Source organism: Pseudomonas sp. RA_5y_Pfl1_P24, assembly GCF_963970945.1.
Lineage (GTDB): Bacteria > Pseudomonadota > Gammaproteobacteria > Pseudomonadales > Pseudomonadaceae > Aquipseudomonas > Aquipseudomonas tritici.
Genome location: NZ_CAXAOJ010000001.1, coordinates 203,569 through 224,225, shown reverse-complemented (window position 1 = coordinate 224,225; position 20,657 = coordinate 203,569). Strand labels below are relative to the sequence as shown.

The window sequence follows — 20,657 nt, the reverse complement described above, 5'->3', positions numbered from 1 at the left end:
ACCGACATGCTCGATTCCAAACTGTTACGTAGCAACCTTCAGGACGTAGCGGACCGCCTGGCATCCCGTGGCTTTGCCTTGGATGTCGCGCGCATCGAAGCGCTGGAAGAACAGCGCAAGACCGTCCAGACCCGCACCGAAGCACTGCAGGCTGAGCGTAATGCGCGTTCCAAATCCATCGGTCAGGCCAAGCAGCGCGGCGAAGACATCGCGCCGCTGATGGCGGATGTCGAGCGCATGGGCACCGAGCTCTCTGACGGCAAAATCGAGCTGGAAGGCATTCAGACCGAGCTGGATTCCATCCTGCTGGGCATCCCCAACTTACCGCATGAGTCTGTGCCTATGGGCGAAGACGAAGACGGCAACGTCGAAGTGCGCCGGTGGGGCACGCCAAAAGCCTTTGATTTCGAGATCAAGGACCACGTTGCCCTGGGCGAATTGACCGGCGGCCTGGATTTTGAGACTGCCGCCAAGATGTCTGGCGCACGCTTTGCCTTGCTGCGCGGCCCGATCGCGCGCATGCACCGCGCCCTGGCGCAGTTCATGATCAACCTGCACACCGCCGAGCACGGTTACGAAGAAGCCTACACCCCTTATCTGGTGCAGGCGCCGGCGCTGATGGGCACCAGCCAGCTGCCGAAGTTCGAGGAAGAGCTGTTCAAGATCAGCCGCGACGGTGACGCCGATCTGTACCTGATCCCGACCGCCGAAGTGTCGCTGACCAATATCGTTGCGGGCGAGATCCTCGACGCCAAGCAACTGCCGTTGAAGTTCGTGGCTCACAGCCCGTGCTTCCGCAGCGAAGCCGGTGCATCGGGTCGTGACACTCGCGGCATGATCCGCCAGCACCAGTTCGACAAGGTCGAGATGGTGCAGGTCGTCGAGCCGTCGACGTCCATGGAAGCCCTGGAAGGCCTGACCGCCAACGCCGAACGCGTCCTGCAACTGCTGGAGCTGCCGTACCGCGTGCTGGCGCTGTGCACGGGTGACATGGGTTTCAGCGCCGTGAAGACCTACGACCTCGAAGTGTGGGTACCGAGCCAGGACAAATACCGCGAGATTTCGTCGTGCTCCAACTGCGGTGATTTCCAGGCGCGTCGTATGCAAGCGCGTTTCCGTAACCCGGAAACCGGCAAGCCGGAGCTGGTCCACACCCTCAACGGTTCCGGCCTGGCCGTAGGCCGTACGCTGGTGGCGGTGCTGGAAAACTACCAACAGGCTGACGGCTCGATCCGTGTGCCTGAAGTGCTCAAGCCTTACATGGCTGGCGTTGAGGTCATCCGCTAAATGGAATTTCTGCCGCTGTTTCATAACCTGCGCGGCAGTCGTGTGTTGGTCGTCGGTGGTGGGGAGATTGCCTTGCGCAAATCCCGGCTGCTGGCCGACGCCGGTGCGGTGCTGCGGGTGGTTGCTCCCCAGATCGAAGACCAGTTGCGTGAGCTGGTGCAGGGCAGTGGCGGGGAACTGATGTTGCGCGGTTATCAGGAGGCCGACCTCGACGGTTGCACCCTGATCATCGCGGCAACGGACGACGAGCCGCTGAACGCGCAAGTGTCCAGCGATGCCAAGCGTCGTTGTGTGCCGGTCAATGTGGTGGATGCGCCGGCCTTGTGCAGCGTGATCTTCCCGGCGATTGTCGACCGTTCGCCCCTGGTGATCGCGGTGTCCAGCGGCGGCGATGCGCCAGTGCTGGCGCGCCTGATCCGCGCCAAGCTGGAAACCTGGATTCCGTCCACCTACGGTCAGTTGGCCGGGTTGGCGGCGCGGTTTCGTGCCCAGGTCAAAGGCTTGTACCCGGATGTGCAGCAACGTCGCGCGTTTTGGGAGGAAGTATTCCAGGGCCCGATTGCCGATCGGCAACTGGCCGGGCAGGGCGCTGAAGCTGAGCGGCTATTGATTGAAAAGGTCAACGGTGCACCGCCAAATGCCCCGGGTGAGGTTTACCTGGTCGGCGCAGGCCCTGGCGATCCGGACCTGCTGACCTTTCGTGCCTTGCGCCTGATGCAGCAAGCCGATGTGGTGCTGTACGACCGCTTGGTAGCGCCGGCGATTCTCGATTTGTGCCGCCGTGATGCCGAGCGCGTGTACGTCGGCAAGCGTCGCGCCGACCATGCTGTGCCGCAAGATCAGATCAACCAGCAACTGGTTGACTTGGCCAAGCAAGGCAAACGCGTGCTGCGCCTCAAGGGTGGCGATCCATTCATCTTTGGGCGAGGTGGTGAAGAGATTGAGGAACTGGCAGCCCACGGCATCCCGTTCCAAGTGGTGCCGGGAATCACGGCGGCCAGCGGTTGCGCAGCGTATGCGGGCATTCCGCTGACCCACCGCGACTACGCGCAGTCAGTGCGATTTATCACCGGGCATTTAAAGAACGGTACGTCGGAACTGCCTTGGGATGACTTGGTGGGCCCCTCGCAGACCTTGGTGTTTTACATGGGCTTGATTGGTTTGCCGATCATCTGCGAACAGCTGATCAAGCATGGGCGGGCAGCTGATACCCCGGCGGCATTGATCCAGCAGGGCACCACGTCCAACCAGCGTGTGTTTACTGGCACGCTGGCCGACTTGCCGCGCATGGTGGCGGAGCATGAAGTGCATGCGCCGACATTGGTGATCGTTGGTGAAGTCGTGGTGTTGCGCGAGAAGCTCAAGTGGTTCGAAGGCGCTCAGTCGCAAGTCTGAACACCTGATGTAGTGAGCGGGGCAAGCTCGCTCACTACGAACCCACTACCGATTGGCCGGTCAATTTGTACCGATCATGTCCGGCATCAAACGCTTGCAACGGCCCCTTCGGTACAATCCCCGTCGGATTGATTGTCCGGTGGCTGGCGTAGTAATGCCCCTTGATGTGTTCAAAATCCACCGTCTCGGCCACACCTGGCCACTGATATATCTCCCTCAGCCAATTCGACAGATTTGGGCAGTCCGCAATCCGCCGCAAATTGCATTTGAAGTGGCTGTAATACACCGCATCGAAGCGAATCAGCGTGGTGAACAGGCGCACATCGGCTTCGGTCAGGTACTCCCCGGCCAGGTAGCGATGATCGCCCAGATGCTGTTCCAGGTGATCCAGTTCGGCAAACACATCATCAAACGCACTTTCATACGCCTGCTGCGAAGTGGCAAAGCCTGCGCGGTACACACCATTGTTCACGGCGGGATAAATGCGCTCGTTCAGCGCGTCGATGGTAGGGCGCAGCGCTTCTGGGTAAAAGTCCAGGGTGTTGCCGGTCATCCCGTTGAACGCACTGTTGAACATGCGGATGATTTCCGCCGATTCATTGCTCACGATGCGCTTCAGTTTTTTGTCCCACAGCACCGGCACAGTGACGCGCCCGGTGTAGTCGGCGGTATCGGCAGTGTAGCGCTGGTGCATGAAGGCGAAATCGTCGAGCGTGTCGCCGGTCGAGCCGTGGGCCTTGTCGAAGGTCCAGCCGTTTTCCAGCATCAGCCAACTGACCACGGACACGTCGATCAAGCTTTCAAGGCCCTTGAGCTTGCGCAGGATCAGGGTGCGATGGGCCCACGGGCAGGCGAGGGACACGTAGAGGTGGTAGCGACCGGCCTCGGCCTTGAAGCCGCCTTCGCCGCTCGGGCCTGGCGAACCGTCGGCGGTCACCCAGTTGCGGCGTTGCGCCTGTTCCCGTTGGAATGCGCCGTCTGCGCTACTTTCGTACCACTGGTCTTTCCAGCGTCCTTCAATTAGCAAACCCATGACTGGCTCCTCTGCTATTAAGCGTTGGAGGCCAGTCTAAAGGGCTGAGTTCGATTTAAAAGCGCAAAGACTGAAGGTGAGTGATCGATTAAATCGATTTGTCCCGCGCGTCCCAGTATTGCTGGGCCAACACGAACGCCTGTTCCCGTGAGTGATCCAAGCCGCGCAAGGCCAGGGCCATGGTGGCGATCAGGGCCAGTTGTGGGTAGCTGTCTTCGACATCCCCGCGCCACACGGCCTTCAAGCGCTCGGGTTCCAACGTGGCAGGTTTGACGTGGCGCTGGGCGGAGAGGGCGGGCCATTCTTCGTCCCAGCTTTCGCCACCGGTGGTGCCGTACAAGTGGCTGGCCGAGTCGGGGTTGATCTCGATTTCGCCGCCATCGCCCTTCACGACAATCACATTGTCGCCGAGAAGGCCGCTGGCATCGCGGTGCACGCCTTGGTAACCGGGGTGGAAAATGCTTTGCAGGCCCAGGCGTGCACTCATCGGGTTAAGCAAGCGCGCCAGAGAGTGAATCGGCGAGCGCAGGCCCAGGGTGTTGCGCAGGTCGATCATGCGCTGCAACTGCGGCGCCCAATCGCCCAGTGGGATAAACGCCAGGTTGCCTCGTTGATAGGCGACCTCGACCTGCTGCCAGTTACGGCACAGCGGGATCTGCAAGGCTTCCAGCAATTGCTCGGTGTACAGCCGCCCCGCCGTATGCGCGCCACCGCCGTGCATCAGGATGCGCACGCCATTTTGTGCCAGGCACTTGGCGGCAAGCAGGTACCACGGCAGGTGACGCTTCTTGCCGGCGTAGGTGGGCCAGTCGACATCCACGTTCAACGCCGGGGCGTTGAGGCGTTCGCGCACGGCTTCGGTGAAGCCGGCGAGTTCTTCCGGGCTTTCTTCCTTGTGGCGCAACAGCATCAAGAAGGCGCCGAGCTGGGTGTCTTCAACTTTTTCGTCGAGCAGCATGCCCATGGCTTCGCGGGCTTCCTCGCGGGTGAGGTTGCGCGCGCCGCGCTTGCCTTTGCCCAGGATGCGCACGAACTGCGCAAACGGGTGCTCTGCAGGGGTTTCAAAAGTCAGCGGGGCAAAGTCGGTCATAAGCAATTCGTCGGCCTGGGCAGGCCCGCCAGCTTGGCGGCGAGTTTGGCGGGAGTGCCGTTGAACAGTTTGTTCAGGTGCAGGCTGTTGCCCTTTTCCGGGCCCAGCTTCAAGGCGGTGTACTTGATCAGCGGGCGGGTGGCGGGCGACAGTTGGAATTCGGCGTAGAACTGGCGCAGCAGTTGGAGGATCTCCCAATGGTCCGGGGTCAGCTCCAGCGTCTCAGTGGCGGCCAGGGCGATTGCCACCTCATCGGACCACTCGTTCAGGTCAACCAGGTAACCGTCCTTGTCCAGTTCCAGGGTGCGTGCGCCGACGGTCAGGGTGTTCATAGCCAGGTGTTGACCTTGTCGTAGTCGATCGACAGCTGCACGAAACCTGGGTAGTCCACGCTGTCGGCCCAGTCCGGCAGAGGCAAATGGCGCGCCTGCATGTCTTCGGCCAGCACAAAGACCTTCACGGCCTTGGTGTGCAGCGCCGGGTTGTGCAGCGCGTAGGCGCCATCGCCGCAGAGCAGGATGGCGTCCTTGGCGCCACAGATGCGCAGGCAGCTGTCGAGGCGGCTATCGGTAAACGGGGAGTGGGAAACCACATGGAGAGTCGACATCAGAGGGTCATCACCTGGTCGTAACGGTCAATCAACTGGGAGATCGCTTCGCTGTCCAGCGGCTGGGCGCTGGCGGGCGGCGCGAGGCCGCGCTCGGCCAGGCTGTGGCGGCAGGCAAATACGTCATCGATGCCAAAAAGGCCCAGTGCCTGCAAGTTGGCGCTGAGGTCTTTTTGCTGCACGGCCTTGGCGTCCTGGTGCGGCGCCAGTTGGAACACGCCGTCATCGAGGAACAGCAGGCCAATCGGTAGATCGAAGGCGCCACCGGCCAGGACGATATCCAAGGCTTCCCGGGCACTCGGCCCGGACCATGGCGCCTGGCGGCTGATCACCAACAAGGATTTGGACATGTCACGGCCCTCCAAAGCAGATCAGGCGGTCAGCGGCCTGGGCGGCGTCATGCAACTGGCCCAGCCCCGACAGCGCCCACGGCGCGTCCAGGTTCACCGCGCTGCGTTGATAGCGCGTGGCTTCCTCCTGGTTGAGCACGCCACGCCGCAGGGCGGCGGCGATGCACACCACGCCGTCGAGCTGGTGCTGGCTGACAAACTCACGCCATTGGCGGGCGATGTCTTGCTCATCCTGGGGCGCAACGATGTTATTGGACGCGCTGTACACGCCGTCCTGATAGAAAAACAGCCGCACAATCTCATGCCCGCCGGCCAACGCCGCTTGGGCGAATAGCAGGGCACGGCGCGAAGAGGGCGCATGGGCGGCGGAAAACAGTGCAATTGCGAACTTCATGGAACACTCTGCAAGCAAACGTGGGGCAATGATAAAGCCGCTGCCACGAAAAAGCCCGCCGTGATCAAAACGGTCACTGTTGGTGACTGTTCCGGCGATTGCCGGTCAGCGCAAGGCTGCCTAGTCTGTGTGCATTCAAAACAAAAATGGAGTGCCCATGTCAGGTCCCTTGGCGTCCCTCAAAGTGTTGGATTTTTCCACCTTGCTGCCTGGCCCGTTTGCATCGTTGCTGCTGGCGGACATGGGCGCCGAGGTGCTGCGTATCGAATCGCCCACGCGCCTGGACCTGCTGCGGGTATTGCCGCCCCATGATCAGGGTGTTTCGGCGAGCCATGCCTACCTCAATCGCAATAAACGCAGCCTCGCGCTTGATCTCAAGCAGCCTGAAGCGCTGGAAGTCGTGCGGGCGTTGGTCAAGGCGTACGACATCGTGCTCGAACAGTTCCGGCCAGGGGTGATGGAACGCCTGGGCTTGGGGTATGAGGCGTTGAAGGCGATCAACCCAAAACTGATTTACGTGTCGATCACCGGTTACGGCCAGACCGGGCCCTATAAGGACCGCGCCGGGCACGATATCAATTACCTGGCACTGGCCGGCGTGGCCAGCTACACCGGCCGTGCCGACAGCGGGCCGCTGCCGTTGGGCGTGCAACTGGCGGACGTGGGCGGTGGTTCGCTGCATGCGGTGGTGGGTTTGTTGGCGGCTGTTATCGCCCGACAGCAGAGCGGGGTCGGCCAATACCTGGATGTGAGCATGACCGATTGCTCGTTCAGCCTGAATGCCATGGCCGGTGCGGGTTACCTAGCGTGTGGGGTGGAGCCGGAGTGGGAGAGCCATGTGCTCAACGGCGGTAGTTTCTACGACTATTACCGCTCGCGGGATGGGCGCTGGATGTCGGTGGGCAGTTTGGAGCCAGGGTTCATGCAGCAACTCTGTGAAACGCTGGGACGGCCGGAGTTGGCGGCACAAGGCTTTTTGCCCAAGCCGGAGCAGCAAAAAGACCTTAAGCAGGCGCTGAAAGTCGAGTTTGAAAAGCGTAGCTTCGAAGAGTTGTGTGAGTTGTTTGCCGGGGTCGACGCTTGTGTCGAACCGGTGCTGAGCCTGAGCGAGGCAGTGGAGCATCCGCAGTTAAAAGCGCGCGAACTGATCACTCAGGTGCCTCGGGGTGACGGTTCGACCCAGGCGCAACTGGCCTGCCCGTTGAAGTTTTCCGAGGGGGTGCCAGTGCCTCGGCATATCGGGGTTGCAGTGGGGGCGCACAGTGATGAGGTCTTGGCGGAGTTGGGGTTCAGTGCTCAGCGAATAGAGGAATTGCGCAGTGCCAAAGTCGTTGTGTAGCGCCTGAACCGGCGTCTTCGCGAGCAAGCCCGCACACATTCGACTGTATTCCAAGGTCAGAACACGGTCGAATGTGGGAGCTGGCTTGCCTGCGAAGAGGCCCTCACTCCACCCGGGTTTGCCCGGTAAACACCAACGTCTGCCGACACCGCCGACACAAATACCGCCGCCCCTGCGCCACCATGCCATGTCGCTGCGACGAAAACGGAAAGTCGCTATCGGCACACGGGCATCGGTAAATATAGCGAGTCACCTGACGACGCTTCACCTCATACGTGTGGCAACGGTCAGGCGGCAGTTCGTAAACCCCGCGCATGATCAATTGCCATTCCTCGCCATGGGGCTGAATGCGCTCGCCGAACAGTTGGTGGGCGATCAGGTGCGCCACTTCATGGGCCACGGTCTGTTTCAGGAAATGCTGGCTGTTTTCACGGTACAACTGTGGGTTGAAGCGCAGCAGGTTCTCGTGCAAATGCGCGACACCGGCCTTCTGGCCCCGCAGCTTGAGGCTGACCTGGGGGCGTTTGAAGCTTCGTTTGAAAAAGGATTCAGCTTGTTGGAAACAATCTTCGACGCGGGTATTGAGTTGCTCGGGCATGCTGTACATATCTCCAGAGACCCCCAGTATGCCGCAAAGCTGAGTGTTTCCGAATCTGTCAGGCGCCGAATGGTCATGCATAACGCACAAAGCCACCTTGCGGTGGCCTTGCCTACGGTTTAAACGGATCAGTTGGTATAGATCGGACCTACGCCGAGGCCCCAGACAATCACGGTAAACGCCATGATCGCCACCAGTACCACCAGGCCTACGGCCAGCACCGAGCTGGAAAACAGGAAACCCTCATCCGGGTCGATGTTCATGAAGGTCGGCAACCCCACGTACAGCAGGTACACCGTGTAGCAAATCGCCGCCGTGCCCACGACCATGCCCAGCCACATATGCGGGTAGAGCGCCGCCAGCCCACCGATGAACAGCGGCGTGGCGGTGTAGGTGGCAAACGCCACGCAGCGCGCCATGCTGGGGTTGGCGTCGTAGGTACGGGCCATCCAGTGGATGAACGCGCCCATCACCGCCACACCGCCGAGCATGGCGGCGTAGGACATGAGGGTCATCCACAGCGCGCTTTCCTGGGTCAGCATCACCGGCGAGCGGTTGCCGATGACCCAGCCAACCTGGGTGGTACCGATAAAGGCTGATACGGCGGGGATCGCCGCGAGAATCAGTGTGTGAGTGAGGTACATGTGGCTGATGCTTTCTTCTTTATCGCCACGAATTTCCCGCCATTCCTGGTCGGGATGGGTAAAAAGCCCCACGACGTGATGGATCATGCGAGTCACTCCTGTCGTTATTGCCATCGCCCCCCATCGGAGCGCCCACGGGCCAAATGGCCTCAAAGGTCCTGGATAGCTGTGCGACCTCTAGTCGCAGTATAGGAAGGGATGCCCTGAATAACTGTAGGGCCTTTAGAGCAAATTGCACTGTAAACATTGGGCTTAATCGCGGCTAGGTCTGTCGGTGCCACAGGGTCAACTGTGGCCGATGGCTTGCATGTGATCGCAACCTGTCAGAACTCGATAAGTTGACGGGCCCACCGCTATCGCAGGCAAGCCAGTTCCCACATTGGATCGGCGTCGCCCATTGAAGTATTTTTGCGTAAAATGCAGCGCTTTTCGTCACACACCTCCAGCGGATCCAAGCGCCATGGGCACACTTACGGTCAACCAGAACAAACTGCAAAAACGCCTGCGTCGCCTGGCCGGTGAAGCGGTCGCCGATTTCAACATGATCGAGGACGGCGACAAGGTCATGGTCTGCCTCTCCGGCGGCAAAGACAGCTACACCCTGCTTGATGTGCTGCTGCACCTGCAAAAGGTCGCGCCGATCACGTTTGAGATCGTTGCCGTCAACATGGATCAGAAACAACCGGGCTTCCCCGAGCATGTGCTGCCGGCCTACCTCAAAGCGTTGGGCGTCGATTACCACATCGTCGAAAAAGACACCTATTCGGTGGTCAAGGAACTGATCCCGGAAGGCAAGACCACCTGCTCGCTGTGTTCGCGCCTGCGCCGCGGCACGCTTTATACCTTCGCCGATGAGATCGGCGCGACCAAGATGGCCCTGGGTCATCATCGCGATGACATCGTCGAAACCTTTTTCCTCAATATGTTCTTCAATGGCTCGCTCAAAGCCATGCCGCCCAAGCTGCGCGCCGATGACGGGCGCAACGTGGTAATCCGCCCGCTGGCGTATTGCAACGAGAAGGACATCCAGGCCTACTCCGACCTCAAGCAATTTCCGATCATCCCGTGCAACCTGTGCGGCTCCCAGGAAAACCTGCAGCGCCAAGTGGTCAAGGAGATGCTGCTGGACTGGGAGCGCAAGACGCCCGGTCGCACCGAAAGTATCTTCCGCAGCCTGCAGAACGTGCAGCCGTCGCAGTTGGCCGACCGCAACCTGTTTGACTTCACCAGCCTGAAAATTGATGAGAGCGCCGCTTCGCGCTTCGTTAATGTTGTGAACCTCTGAGCCTATTCAATGCTCTGACACACGGCGCTCGCGAGCGCCGTTTTCAATTCGAATCCCAGGAGAGGGCATGCGCGATTACAAGTGGCTGCACGAATATTGTCTGAACCGCTTCGGTTCGGCGGCCGAGCTGGAAGCCCACCTGCCTGTACCCAAGACCCCGGCGCAGTTACGCAAGATCAGTGATGACCGCTACCTGTCGACATTGGCGTTGCGGGTATTTCGCGCGGGTTTGAAGCACAGTGTGGTGGACGCCAAGTGGCCAGCGTTCGAGCAAGTGTTCTTTGGCTTCGATCCGGAAAAAGTTGTGCTGATGGGCGCCGAACACCTGGAGCGGTTGATGCAGGACACGCGGATCATCCGCCACCTGGGCAAGCTCAAGAGCGTGCCGCGCAATGCGCAGATGATCCTCGACATTGAGCAGGAGAAAGGCAGCTTTGGTGCGTTTGTCGCCGATTGGCCGGTGACCGATATCGTTGGGCTGTGGAAGTACCTGAGCAAGCACGGCCACCAACTGGGCGGGCTGTCAGCGCCGCGTTTTTTGCGCATGGTGGGCAAGGACACGTTTGTGCCGAGTTATGACGTGGTCGCGGCGTTGAACGCGCAGAAGATCGTCGACAAGGCGCCGACCAGCCTGCGCGACTTGGCGTCGGTGCAGGGCGCTTTCAACCAGTGGCATGCCGAGAGTGGCCGGCCGATGTGTCAGTTGTCGATGATGTTGGCCTATACGGTGAATCACTAACCTGTAGCGAGGCGGCGATTCAGCTGGTGCCGCCACCGCACATAAAGCAACGCCGTACAAAACACCGCCAGACTTGCCAGCATCTCCAACACCCCGAACCACTGCCGGTTCGGGTCGTATGCCGCCAGCGCGCCTTTGATGAAATACAGGTTCACCACAAAACACATCCACGAATGCCCGCGCGCGCTGCCCAGCAGCATGCCGGGTGCCAGCACCAGCAGCGGCACCAGTTCGATCAGCAGGATCACCCACGGCCGGGCACCGTGCAGGTCGGCGACGAACAGGTAGTAAACGCAGAGCAACCCCACCAAGCCCAAAAACGCCAGCAGGCTCAGCGTGCGCGCCACCTTGACCCGTGGCTCCAGCCACGCCTGGGGGGGCAGGACCTTAGGCTTCCTGGCCACGGCCGTTCTCCAGCAACGTAGCGGTTTTAGCCAGGCGCAGGCCCAAGGCGCGGCACAGGGTGATTTCGTGTTGATCGAGCATGCGCTTGCCGTCAGGCCCGGCATGGTGGCTGGCGCCATAAGGCGTACCGCCGCCCTGGGTGTCGAGCAATGCCTGTTCGCTGTAGGGCAGGCCGGTGATCAACATGCCGTGGTGCAACAGCGGCAACAGCATCGACATCAGCGTGGTTTCCTGGCCGCCGTGCAGGCTGGCGGTAGAGGTAAACACCCCGGCTGGCTTGCCGACGAGGGCGCCGGTGAGCCACAGGTTGCTGGTGCCGTCGATAAAGTACTTGAGCGGCGCAGCCATGTTGCCGAAGCGGGTTGGGCTACCCAAGGCCAGGCCCGAGCAATTTTTCAGGTCATCGAGGCTGGCATACAGCGCGCCTTCGTCCGGAATGCTCGGCGCGACTGCTTCGCACTCGGTGGAGATCGCCGGCACGGTGCGCAGTCGGGCCTCCATTCCGGCTTGTTCGATGCCCCGGGCAATGTGTCGGGCCATTTCGCTGACCGAACCGTTACGGCTGTAGTACAAGATCAGCACATACGGCGCGCTCACGGCAGGATCTCCAGCACGTTCTCTGGCGGACGGCCAATGATGGCTTTATCGGTGGTTTCGAGGATCGGGCGTTCCATCAGCTTCGGGTGCTCGGCGATGGCGGCGATCAACTGTGCTTCGCTGAGGCTGGCATCCGCCAGGTTGAGGGTCTTGTATTCCTCTTCACCGGTGCGCAGCAGTTGGCGCGCGCTGATGCCCAGCTTGCCGAGCAGCGCCTTTAATTGCGCGGCGTTCAGCGGGATCTCCAGGTAGCGCACCACGGTCGGGGTGAGGCCGCGGGCTTCCAGCAATTGCAGCGCACCGCGGGATTTCGAGCAGCGCGGGTTGTGATAAAGCGTCAGATCGGTCATGTGCGGGTCGCATCTTGCGTAAGGTGGCGGGTATTCTACCCGCGCTACGGCCCGTCCTTAAACCGTAAGAGGCGATAGGTCGCAGTCAACGTTCATTTTTGCGAAGGATTACCCCATGACTAAGCGACTGATCGGTGCATTGGCGATCATCACAACCCTGCTGCTCAGCGGCTGCGGTAATGACTACGGCGTTGACCAGTATGGCCAGAAAGTGGCGGCCGAACGCTTGGACAAGCAGTGGCTGGTGGTCAATTACTGGGCCGAATGGTGTGGCCCGTGCCGCACGGAAATTCCTGAACTCAATGCCTTGGCCGAACAGCTGAAGGCGCAGAACGTAGGGGTGTTCGGGGTCAATTTTGACAACGTGCAGGGTGAAGAGCTGAAAGCCGCCAGTGACAAGCTGGGCATCAAGTTCACCGTGCTGGCGCAGAACCCGGAGGGAATTTTTGATATCCCGCGCAGCGAAGCGTTGCCGGTGACCTACATCATTGATGACAAGGGCAAGGTGCGCGAGCAACTGATGGGTGAGCAGACGGCGGAAGGGGTGTTGGCTAAGCTGAAGGCTCTACGTGGCTGATTCTGTGGGAGCTGGCTTGCCTGCGATCGCATCGACTCGGTACCACAGACACACCGAGTCGCCTGCATCGCAGGCAAGCTCCCACAGGAAAGCCAGTGCGCAGTGAAATTAGCCTTCTTCCAGCCACAGGCGAATCGGCTTGCCCTCGGCCGGCCAGAAACGCGTTTGCTCGACCGGCGAGACATCCCAGCGCTGCACCCCTTGCAGGGCCTGGAAGAAGCGCTGTTCCTGCTCCATTAACGCCTCGGCGCACAACTTGCGGGTGCTGCCGATCTTGCCAAAGCTGAGCTTGTTGCCCTCGACCGTGTACGGCGCAAACCAGTGGTTGCAACCGCCATTGCCGTAGGCGCGGCCATCGGTGCCGAGGGTGACGGTCAGGTGCGCGTAATCCATCAACGGCCGCTCACCAATCCATTCCACCACGTAGCTATGATCCCGCTTGAGCTTGACCGCGTCCCCGGCGCAACCCGTCAGGGCCGCCCCGAGGGCGGCGAGCAAGAGCAGGCCTCTCATTGCGCGGCCTTCTGGCATTTCGGGCAGCGGTGCTTGTCGCCTTCGCTGGCCCAGCCCAATTCGGCAATGCGCGCGTTGGCCGCCGTTTGCAGGGGTTCTTTGGTCAGCTTGGTTTCCACCGCGAATTCGAACGCCAACACCGCATCGCAGCTGTCGCAGTTGACCTTCCAGGTGTGAATCTCCAACTCGCCGAATTTCGGCCCCTGGGCCATGGCGACCCATTGGCCGGCCGGGCGGATGGAGTAGCGTGCGTCACCTTCGACTGTAAGGCGCATCGACAGGGTTTTACTGCCACGCAGGGTGACGATCAGCACGTCGCCATGCTTGATCGAACCACCGTTGCCAGTCACCTGATAACGGCCCGGCACCAGGGCGCGGCATTCGATCAGGGTGTGTTGCGGGCTCAGCAAACTGAAGCGGAAATCGTGTTCGGCCATGGATCCTCCAAATAGGCGCGGCATCCTATCACGGGTGCCTGCCTATCATGAGCCTGGTATGTGACCGCTGATCATCCTTCGACAAGGTTCTGTGCTCGGCCATCGGCCCATGCGGCAATGTTGGCCAAGGTGGTGCCGGCGATGGCCGCCAGGGCTTCGCGAGTGAGAAACGCCTGGTGGGCGGTGATGATCACATTGGGAAAGGTCAGCAGGCGCGCGAGTACGTCGTCCTGCAGCGGCAGGTCGGAGCGGTCCTCGAAAAACAGCTGCGCTTCTTCCTCATACACATCCAGCCCGAGGTAGCCGAGTTGGCCGTCCTTGAGTGCCTCGATCAGCGCCGGGGTGTCGACCAACCCGCCGCGACCGGTGTTGATCAGCATCGCACCCGGCTGCATCTGTGCCAGGGAGCGGGCGTTGATCAAGTGTTTACTGTCGGCGGTCAGCGGGCAGTGCAGGCTGATGATCTGCGCCTGGGCCAGCAACTCAGGCAGGCTCACGTAGCGCGCCCCCAATGCCAGGACCTGCGGGTTGGGGAAGGGGTCGTAGGCGAGCAGTTGGCAACCGAAGCCGGCCATTATCCTGGCGAACGTCGCGCCGATCTGCCCGGTGCCGACCACGCCGACGGTCTTGCCCACCAGGTCGAAACCGGTAAGGCCATGCAGGCTGAAATCGCCATCGCGGGTGCGATTGTAGGCGCGATGCAGGCGGCGGTTGAGGGCGAGGATCAGTGCGACCGCATGTTCGGCCACCGCGTGGGGCGAATAGGCCGGCACGCGCACGATGGCCAGGCCCAGGCGCTTGGCGGCGGCCAGGTCCACATGGTTGTAGCCCGCCGAGCGCAGGGCGATCAGCCGCGTGCCGCCCTTGGCCAAGTGCTCCAGCACCGCGGCGCTGAGGTCGTCATTGATGAAGGCGCACACCACTTCGTGCTGTTCGGCCAGGGCCACGGTGTCGAGGTTGAGCCGTGCAGGCTGGAATTGCAGCTCCAGGCCTGGTGGCAGCGGTTCACCGAGAAAACTGTCGCGGTCGTAGGTCTGGCTGCTGTAAAGAATGACGCGCATTGGAATGCTCCCTGCACTAACTGACTGACTGAATAAATACATAAACCCTGTGGGAGCTGGCTTGCCTGCGATTGCGGCCTGTCAGGCGACAGGGGGTATGGGGTGTAAACCCGCTTAAAATGTGGGAGCGGGCTTGCTCGCGAAGGTGGTCTGGCTGGCGGCTAGGATCGGGTGTATATCCGTTATTTAGGTAACGGCGACTTAGGTTCCGCCTTTACGGCGGCTCACTTTGGAAAAGCCGGAATGCCGGCCCAGCCCAAAGTAAGCAAAGGGCTCTTGCCCCACCACTTGGCACCTCGCTTCGGCCAGCGTGGTTGACGGGGCGCCTGAGATCAAGATCAAAAGCGGCGCATCAGGCATTGACCCTTGCTTCACTCGCAAGCCGTGCAATCGCCATGTCCAGTTCGTCCAGCGCGTGCAAGGCCTTGGCGTCGTCCTGTTTGAGCAGGGTCTCGGCGCGGTGGCAGGCGGCACGCAGTTGCGGTACGCCGCAATAACGGGTCGCGCCATGCAGACGGTGCACGCGTTCGATCAGGGCGTTGTTGTCATTGGCATCGCGGGCGATGGTGATGGCCAGGCGGTCGGCTTCCAGGGAGGCCAGTAACATGGCGAGCATGTCCGCCGCCAGGTCAGCCTTGCCGGCGGCCAGGCGCAGGCCCTCTTCATGGTCGAGCACCGGCAATTGCACGCCAGGGCCGAGGCCGTCCGTTGGGCGTTCCGGGCTTTGGTTACGCAGGGCCAGGCCGGTCCATTTCAACACCACTTGGGCCAGTTGCCGTTCGCTGATGGGTTTGGTCAGGTAGTCGTCCATGCCGCTTTGCAGCAAGGCGCGTTTTTCGTTGGCCATGGCGTGGGCGGTGAGGGCGACCACCGGCAACGGCGTGCCGCTGCGCTCGCTTTCCCACTGGCGGATCGCCTCGGTGCTCTGGCGGCCGTCCATGCCAGGCATTTGCACGTCCATCAGCACCAGGTCGAAAGTGTCCTGTTTCACGGCGTCGACAGCCGCATACCCGCTTTCCACTGCACGCACCCGGGCGCCCATGTCTTCCAGCAGGGTTTGGACCAGCAGCAGGTTCGCCGGGTTGTCATCCACGCACAATACGCGCGGCGCCCGGCTGGACAGCGGCTCGCCCGGTTCGCTGCGCGATGGACGCGGGCTGATCAGATCGGACAGCGCGCGGCGCAGCTTACGCGTACACGCCGGCTTCGCCTGCAACTGGCTGTTGGGGTTGGGTACGGACTGGTTGAACAGCATCTGTTCAGTGGTGGGGCACAGCACCAGCACCTTGCAGCCCAGGTGTTCAAGGTCCCATAGATGCTGGTTGAGACGCTCGGGCGGGATGTCATTGGCCGTCACGCCAAGTACCGCCAGGTCAATCGCCTGGTCGGTCTGATGGGCACTGGTGATGCCGTTGGTCAAGCTTTCCAGGCTGTTGAACGGGGTGACTTCCAGGCCGCAGTCTTCCAACTGGTGTTGCAGCGCCTGGCGCGCCAGTTCGTGATTTTCCAGCACGGCCACGCGATGGCCCAGCAGTGGCGCGCAAGGCAGGTCTTCGACATCGTCACGGGTCTTGGGCAGGTTCAGGCTGATCCAGAACTCCGAACCTTCGCCCGGCGTACTGTCGACGCCGATTTCACCGCCCATCTGCTCGATCAGGCGCTTGGAGATCACCAGGCCCAACCCTGTACCGCCGGGCTGGCGCGACAGTGAGTTATCGGCCTGGCTGAACGCCTGGAACAGCGCGCGCACGTCCTGGCTGGAAAGGCCGATGCCGGTGTCCTGCACGCTGATGCGCAGTTGCACGCTGTCTTCTTGCTCGTCCTCGATCATCGCCCTGGCCACGATGGTGCCTTCGCGGGTGAACTTGATCGCGTTGCTGATCAGGTTGGTCAGGATCTGCTTGAGGCGCAGCGGGTCGCCGACCAGCGCCAGCGGCGTGTCGCGGTAGACCAGGCTGACCAGTTCCAGTTGCTTGGCATGGGCGGCAGGGGCGAGGATGGTCAGGGTGTCTTGCAGCAAGTCGCGCAGGTTGAACGGGATGCTGTCGAGCACCAGCTTACCGGCTTCGATTTTCGAAAAATCGAGGATCTCGTTGATGATGCCCAGCAGGTTGTCGGCAGACTTTTCGATGGTGCCCAGGTAATCGAGCTGGCGTGGGGTCAGTTCGCTTTTTTGCAGCAGGTGAGTAAAGCCGAGGATACCGTTGAGCGGCGTGCGGATCTCATGGCTCATGTTGGCCAGGAACTCCGACTTGATGCGGCTGGCCTCCAGGGCCTCCTTGCGCGCCAGGTCCAGCTCGATGTTCTGGATCTCGATGGTTTCCAGGTTCTGGCGCACGTCTTCGGTGGCCTGGTCGATGCTGTGTTGCAGTTCTTCCTGGGCGTTCTGCAGGGTCTCGGCCATGCGGTTGATGCCCGAGGCGAGCTGGTCCAGCTCCTGGCTGCCCAACGCAGGCAAGCGGGTGTGCAAGTTGCCGTCCTTGAGTTGGGCGACCGCCTGCTTGATCTGGCCGATTGGTGAGTTGATCGTGCGGCTGATGCGCAGGGCCAATGCCGCGGTGCAGATCAAACCGATGGCAATCAGCAGCAGGCTGGCGAACAGGCTGCGGTAGCCGCGCAGCAACATGCCATTGTGGGACAGTTCCACCTCGACCCAGCCCAGCAGTCGGTCGGCTTCATCCGGGATCAGGTCGCCCGCGAGGTTGCGATGACGACCAAACACCGGCAGCAGGTAGCGGGTGGCGTCATTACCGGTGCGCTGCAACAAATGGGAACTGTTGCCGATGGGCGCCTGGTTGAGCATGGTTGGGCCCGCATGGGCCAGGGAGATGCGGTCCGGACTGAGGAACGCCACGGTGCGCACGTCCGGCTGTTCCAGGGATTGAGTGGCGATGCGCTCCAGCAGCTCGGTGTTGCGGGCGCTCAGGGCCGGCGCCACCAGCGGAGCCAATTGCTCGGCGATCATTTCGCCGCGTTGCAGCAATTGGGTCTGCAGTTCCGAGAGTTGCATCCAGGTGAAGTAGCCCCCCAACAACGAGGCCATCAGGCTGGTCGGTAATAAGGTCAGCAACAGTACGCGGCCTTTTATCCCCATTCTTGTCAGCACGCTACTCTCCTGCCACCACATTGATATCTATGATTCGCACGGGCATCCGGCCCGCGCCACCTGCGCAGTGTAGCCATTTGCGCGGCGTGGAATCTTGCAAATTAATGACATACGGCAATCTTGAGGTCATTTGGCGCCCGGTGGCGATTGCCTGCGGCAAGGTAATCTTGAATAATCGGCCATTGAGAATGACTTGCAGATACTAATGAATCCCGCATCAATCGGCCTGCCCAGTATCCTGACCATCGAAGATGACCCCGTGCTGGGCGCCTATGTCCATGAGCACCTGGGGCGCTGTGGTTTCCATGTGACCTGGTGCCAGAACGGCCAGCAGGGCCTGCAGATGGCGCGCGACCGGGCCTTCGACCTGGTGTTGATGGATATCCTTCTGCCGGGGCTTGATGGGCTGTCGATCCTGACCCATTTGCGCCAGAGCCATTCGACCCCGGTGATCCTGATGTCTGCACTGGGCGCCGAAGCCGATCGCGTCAGTGGGTTTCGCCTTGGCGCCGATGATTACCTGCCCAAGCCGTTCAGCATGATCGAGTTGCGTGTGCGCATTGAAGCCATCCTGCGTCGTGTGGCACTGGACCGTGGTCCGCTGCCAGCGCCTGCACCCGTGCGCGAGGATGCGCGAACCCTGCGCTTCGACGACGAACTGTGTGATGTCTTCCACTTGGCGCACCGCGCCGGCCTGACCCGCAGCGAATACCGCTTGCTTGAAACCCTGCATCGAAACAGCGAAGAGGTCCTCAGCAAAGCCTTCCTTTATCAGCATGTGTTGCAACGTGGTTACGCCCCTCATGACCGCAGCCTCGACATGCATATCAGCCAGATCCGTCGCAAGCTCAAGGCCATCGGCTACTCCGAGCGCGAAGTGCGCACGGTGTGGGGCAAGGGCTATGTGCTGAGCGGTCACGATGACGGCCTCTGAACGGTCCTTGAAACGACTGCCGGGCAAGCACTCATTATTCTGGAAACTGGCCTGCCTGCTGATCGCTTTCTGCTTGCTGATGATCTGGCTCAGTTGGTCATGGGGCCGGTACATGGAACAGAAGAACGCCTACCTGTCCGACGAGGCGCGGAGCACCTTGAGTGGTTACGCGGTGGAGGCTGAGCAGGCGTGGAGTCGTGGAGGGAGTGCGGGCGTCGACGCTTGGCTGCACGCGATGGGCAAGCGTGAAACCATCTGGATGGGAGTGATCGGGAATGACCTGCAATCGCTGAGCAGCTACCCGCTGACCGACAAGGAAAGCCAGCGCCTGACGTTTCTGCGTGGCCTGGATTGGCCGGTGAGCCGGCATGTCATCGGCCTGCCATGGCTGAAAATCCCGTTTCCCGCCGACGCCGGCGCGGGTTCGCTGGTGATCGAGTTGCCGCAACGCTTCTTGCCGGGGCGCTACCAACTGTTCTGGCGCGTGGTGACCAACGGGGTGATCCCTGGCCTGTTTACCCTGTTGCTGTGCATTGGTTTGTATCGGCTGCTGATCATGCCCCTTAACCAACTGCGCGAGCAGGCCAATGCCTGGCGCGCCGATCAATTGAATACGCGGCTTTCCCACGATGCCACCAGCCGGCAGGATGAACTGGGTGAACTGGGCCGCGCGTTCGACCACATGTCCGAGCGTTTGCAGGGCACTGTGGTGTTGCAGCAGCAGTTGTTGCGTGACATGTCCCATGAACTGCGTACGCCGCTGAGCCGCTTGCGGGTGGCCTGTGACAGTGAGCAAGACCTGGCGCAACTGCGCGAGCGGCTGGGGCGTGAGATCGACGCCATGCAGCGCCTGGTCGAAGACAGCCTGCAACTGGCCTGGCTGGACACCGAGCGCGCGCCGCTGCCCCAGGAAGATATCCAGCTTCAGGCGTTGTGGGACATGTTGCGCGAAAACTCGTGCTTTGAGAGCGATTGGCCGGCGTCGCGCCTGCCTTGCCTGCTAGGCGCGGATTGCTGGGTACGGGGCAACCTGAATGCGTTGGCCCAGGCCCTGGAAAACATTCTGCGCAACGCCATCCGCCATTCGCCTGTGGGCGGCGTGGCCAGCCTGGATGGCCGGCGTGAGGGGGATTATTGGCATGTGTGGCTGGAGGATCAGGGCGGCGGGATCGATGACGCAGACCTGGAACGGATCTTCGCGCCCTTTACCCGCCTGGACGGTTCACGCCCCGGCGACGGTGGCTTCGGCCTGGGCTTGAGCATTGCCCGCAACGCCGTGCAACGCCAGGACGGCAGCCTGTGGGCGGAAAACACCGGGCAGGGCCTGCGGGTGCACCTGCGCCTGCGCGCTTGCTGAGCACGACAGACTAGGCGCGACGCTGTTTGCGCTGTTTCCATTGGTGCGCCACCCACCAGCGCCAATAGCCCATCGTCAGGCAATAGGCGAGTGCGCCCAGCACCAACCCCAAAACGACTGAGCCCAGCAGGAACGGCTGCCACAACGTACTCAGTTGCCCGCTGATCCATTCCCAGGTCAGGTCGTCGGGCAGGCTGCGGGGGGGCACGTTCATCAGCCAGGCGCCGGTCATGTAGGTGCAGATAAATACCACCGGCATGGTGATCGGGTTGGTCAGCCACACCAGGCTGACCGCGATGGGCATGTTGCCGCGCACGGTAATCGCCAGGACGGCCGCCAGCAGCATCTGCAAGGGAATCGGGATAAAGGCCGCGAACAAACCTACGGCCATCGCGCGCGCGACCGAGTGCCGGTTGAGGTGCCAGAGGTTCGGGTCATGCAGCAATGTGCCGAGAAACTGTAATGACTTGTGTTCCCTGATACTGCTGGGGTCAGGCATGTACCGTTTGAATAAGCGCCGTGGCATAAGGGGTCCAGGTCAGTTCGAGGGGCAAGTATG

At 61.4% G+C, this 20,657-nt stretch carries 24 protein-coding genes; 8 read left to right on the top strand and 16 right to left on the bottom strand.

What is annotated here, in order from left to right; genetic code table 11:
* The first annotated feature begins 6 nt into the window (after window positions 1-6).
* Together serS and cysG are read left to right on the top strand one after the other, a co-directional pair.
* Entirely contained in the window at window positions 7-1,287 is a 1,281-nt protein-coding gene (gene serS, locus AACY30_RS01030; protein WP_339438311.1) for a serine--tRNA ligase, read from the top strand.
* Window positions 1,288-2,682 (top strand): siroheme synthase CysG, encoded by a 1,395-nt coding sequence (gene cysG, locus AACY30_RS01025; protein WP_339539435.1) that lies wholly within the window; start codon window positions 1,288-1,290, stop codon window positions 2,680-2,682. It begins immediately after the preceding gene.
* 34 nt (window positions 2,683-2,716) lie between these two features.
* Here cysG and AACY30_RS01020 read toward each other — a convergent pair whose 3' ends face one another.
* The 6 genes from AACY30_RS01020 to tusD form a co-directional block, all read right to left on the bottom strand.
* Window positions 2,717-3,715 carry a glutathione S-transferase family protein gene (locus AACY30_RS01020; RefSeq protein WP_339467419.1) on the bottom strand — a complete coding sequence of 333 codons (999 nt, stop codon included), beginning with the start codon at window positions 3,713-3,715 and terminating at the stop codon, window positions 2,717-2,719.
* A gap of 88 nt (window positions 3,716-3,803) precedes the next feature.
* Window positions 3,804-4,805, bottom strand: a complete 1,002-nt coding sequence (locus AACY30_RS01015; protein ID WP_339539433.1) for a glycosyl transferase family protein — start codon at window positions 4,803-4,805, stop codon at window positions 3,804-3,806.
* Window positions 4,802-5,137, bottom strand: a complete 336-nt coding sequence (locus tag AACY30_RS01010) for a TusE/DsrC/DsvC family sulfur relay protein (protein ID WP_065872081.1) — start codon at window positions 5,135-5,137, stop codon at window positions 4,802-4,804. The genes AACY30_RS01015 and AACY30_RS01010 overlap by 4 nt, the downstream gene beginning before the upstream one ends.
* The gene (tusB, locus tag AACY30_RS01005) at window positions 5,134-5,412 is read right to left on the bottom strand and encodes a sulfurtransferase complex subunit TusB (RefSeq protein WP_339467416.1); all 279 of its coding nucleotides are present in this window, start codon (window positions 5,410-5,412) and stop codon (window positions 5,134-5,136) included. The genes AACY30_RS01010 and tusB overlap by 4 nt, the downstream gene beginning before the upstream one ends.
* A complete protein-coding gene (gene tusC / locus AACY30_RS01000) occupies window positions 5,412-5,762 on the bottom strand; it encodes a sulfurtransferase complex subunit TusC (protein WP_065872083.1) in 351 nt (116 codons plus the stop codon). Before tusC ends, tusB begins: the two co-directional genes overlap by 1 nt.
* 1 nt (window position 5,763) lies before the next feature.
* Window positions 5,764-6,156: a sulfurtransferase complex subunit TusD gene (tusD, locus tag AACY30_RS00995; protein ID WP_049712691.1), complete on the bottom strand. Its 393-nt coding sequence runs from the start codon at window positions 6,154-6,156 to the stop codon at window positions 5,764-5,766.
* Between the two features lie 157 nt (window positions 6,157-6,313).
* On the opposite strand from tusD, the gene AACY30_RS00990 reads away from it, so the two are divergent.
* Window positions 6,314-7,495 carry a CaiB/BaiF CoA transferase family protein gene (locus tag AACY30_RS00990; protein ID WP_339539431.1) on the top strand — a complete coding sequence of 394 codons (1,182 nt, stop codon included), beginning with the start codon at window positions 6,314-6,316 and terminating at the stop codon, window positions 7,493-7,495.
* A gap of 103 nt (window positions 7,496-7,598) precedes the next feature.
* On the opposite strand, the gene AACY30_RS00985 is transcribed toward AACY30_RS00990, so the two are convergent.
* Window positions 7,599-8,093, bottom strand: a complete 495-nt coding sequence (locus tag AACY30_RS00985; RefSeq protein WP_339467411.1) for a SprT family zinc-dependent metalloprotease — start codon at window positions 8,091-8,093, stop codon at window positions 7,599-7,601.
* Between the two features lie 128 nt (window positions 8,094-8,221).
* Window positions 8,222-8,824 (bottom strand): Yip1 family protein, encoded by a 603-nt coding sequence (locus tag AACY30_RS00980; RefSeq protein WP_065872086.1) that lies wholly within the window; start codon window positions 8,822-8,824, stop codon window positions 8,222-8,224.
* Between the two features lie 373 nt (window positions 8,825-9,197).
* On the opposite strand from AACY30_RS00980, the gene ttcA reads away from it, so the two are divergent.
* Together ttcA and AACY30_RS00970 are read left to right on the top strand one after the other, a co-directional pair.
* Window positions 9,198-10,022, top strand: coding sequence for a tRNA 2-thiocytidine(32) synthetase TtcA (gene ttcA, locus AACY30_RS00975; protein ID WP_220074159.1), 825 nt, complete (start codon window positions 9,198-9,200; stop codon window positions 10,020-10,022).
* A gap of 67 nt (window positions 10,023-10,089) precedes the next feature.
* Window positions 10,090-10,761, top strand: a complete 672-nt coding sequence (locus AACY30_RS00970) for a DNA-3-methyladenine glycosylase I (protein ID WP_339467409.1) — start codon at window positions 10,090-10,092, stop codon at window positions 10,759-10,761.
* Here AACY30_RS00970 and AACY30_RS00965 read toward each other — a convergent pair.
* Genes AACY30_RS00965 through arsC form a run of 3 tightly spaced genes read right to left on the bottom strand, consistent with a single transcriptional unit; the run spans window position 10,758 to window position 12,113 of the window.
* Window positions 10,758-11,165 (bottom strand): DUF2069 domain-containing protein, encoded by a 408-nt coding sequence (locus AACY30_RS00965; RefSeq protein ID WP_339467407.1) that lies wholly within the window; start codon window positions 11,163-11,165, stop codon window positions 10,758-10,760. The genes AACY30_RS00970 and AACY30_RS00965 overlap by 4 nt on opposite strands.
* On the bottom strand, window positions 11,149-11,763 hold the full coding sequence (gene wrbA / locus AACY30_RS00960; RefSeq protein WP_339467405.1) for an NAD(P)H:quinone oxidoreductase: 615 nt from the start codon (window positions 11,761-11,763) through the stop codon (window positions 11,149-11,151). The genes AACY30_RS00965 and wrbA overlap by 17 nt, the downstream gene beginning before the upstream one ends.
* Window positions 11,760-12,113: an arsenate reductase (glutaredoxin) gene (gene arsC, locus AACY30_RS00955; RefSeq protein WP_339467404.1), complete on the bottom strand. Its 354-nt coding sequence runs from the start codon at window positions 12,111-12,113 to the stop codon at window positions 11,760-11,762. The genes wrbA and arsC overlap by 4 nt, the downstream gene beginning before the upstream one ends.
* A 115-nt stretch (window positions 12,114-12,228) precedes the next feature.
* Here arsC and AACY30_RS00950 point away from each other — a divergent pair, with 115 nt between their 5' ends.
* A complete protein-coding gene (locus AACY30_RS00950) occupies window positions 12,229-12,690 on the top strand; it encodes a TlpA family protein disulfide reductase (protein WP_339421053.1) in 462 nt (153 codons plus the stop codon).
* Window positions 12,691-12,798: 108 nt separating this feature from the next.
* On the opposite strand, the gene AACY30_RS00945 is transcribed toward AACY30_RS00950, so the two are convergent.
* The 4 genes from AACY30_RS00945 to AACY30_RS00930 all read right to left on the bottom strand — a co-directional run bounded on the left by AACY30_RS00945 (window position 12,799) and on the right by AACY30_RS00930 (window position 17,807).
* Window positions 12,799-13,203: an META domain-containing protein gene (locus tag AACY30_RS00945; RefSeq protein ID WP_339467401.1), complete on the bottom strand. Its 405-nt coding sequence runs from the start codon at window positions 13,201-13,203 to the stop codon at window positions 12,799-12,801.
* Window positions 13,200-13,640, bottom strand: a complete 441-nt coding sequence (locus AACY30_RS00940; protein ID WP_339467400.1) for a hypothetical protein — start codon at window positions 13,638-13,640, stop codon at window positions 13,200-13,202. The genes AACY30_RS00945 and AACY30_RS00940 overlap by 4 nt, the downstream gene beginning before the upstream one ends.
* A gap of 71 nt (window positions 13,641-13,711) precedes the next feature.
* Complete coding sequence (locus tag AACY30_RS00935) at window positions 13,712-14,701, bottom strand: 2-hydroxyacid dehydrogenase (protein WP_339539429.1); 990 nt, start codon at window positions 14,699-14,701, stop codon at window positions 13,712-13,714.
* A 352-nt stretch (window positions 14,702-15,053) separates the two neighbouring features.
* On the bottom strand, window positions 15,054-17,807 hold the full coding sequence (locus AACY30_RS00930; RefSeq protein WP_339467396.1) for a response regulator: 2,754 nt from the start codon (window positions 17,805-17,807) through the stop codon (window positions 15,054-15,056).
* 205 nt (window positions 17,808-18,012) lie between these two features.
* On the opposite strand from AACY30_RS00930, the gene AACY30_RS00925 reads away from it, so the two are divergent.
* Together AACY30_RS00925 and AACY30_RS00920 are read left to right on the top strand one after the other, a co-directional pair.
* Entirely contained in the window at window positions 18,013-18,741 is a 729-nt protein-coding gene (locus AACY30_RS00925) for a response regulator transcription factor (RefSeq protein ID WP_339539427.1), read from the top strand.
* Window positions 18,728-20,098, top strand: a complete 1,371-nt coding sequence (locus tag AACY30_RS00920) for a sensor histidine kinase (RefSeq protein WP_339539425.1) — start codon at window positions 18,728-18,730, stop codon at window positions 20,096-20,098. Before AACY30_RS00925 ends, AACY30_RS00920 begins: the two co-directional genes overlap by 14 nt.
* 10 nt (window positions 20,099-20,108) lie before the next feature.
* On the opposite strand, the gene AACY30_RS00915 is transcribed toward AACY30_RS00920, so the two are convergent.
* Window positions 20,109-20,624 carry a DUF2062 domain-containing protein gene (locus tag AACY30_RS00915; RefSeq protein ID WP_339467392.1) on the bottom strand — a complete coding sequence of 172 codons (516 nt, stop codon included), beginning with the start codon at window positions 20,622-20,624 and terminating at the stop codon, window positions 20,109-20,111.
* Window positions 20,625-20,657: the final 33 nt, after the last annotated feature.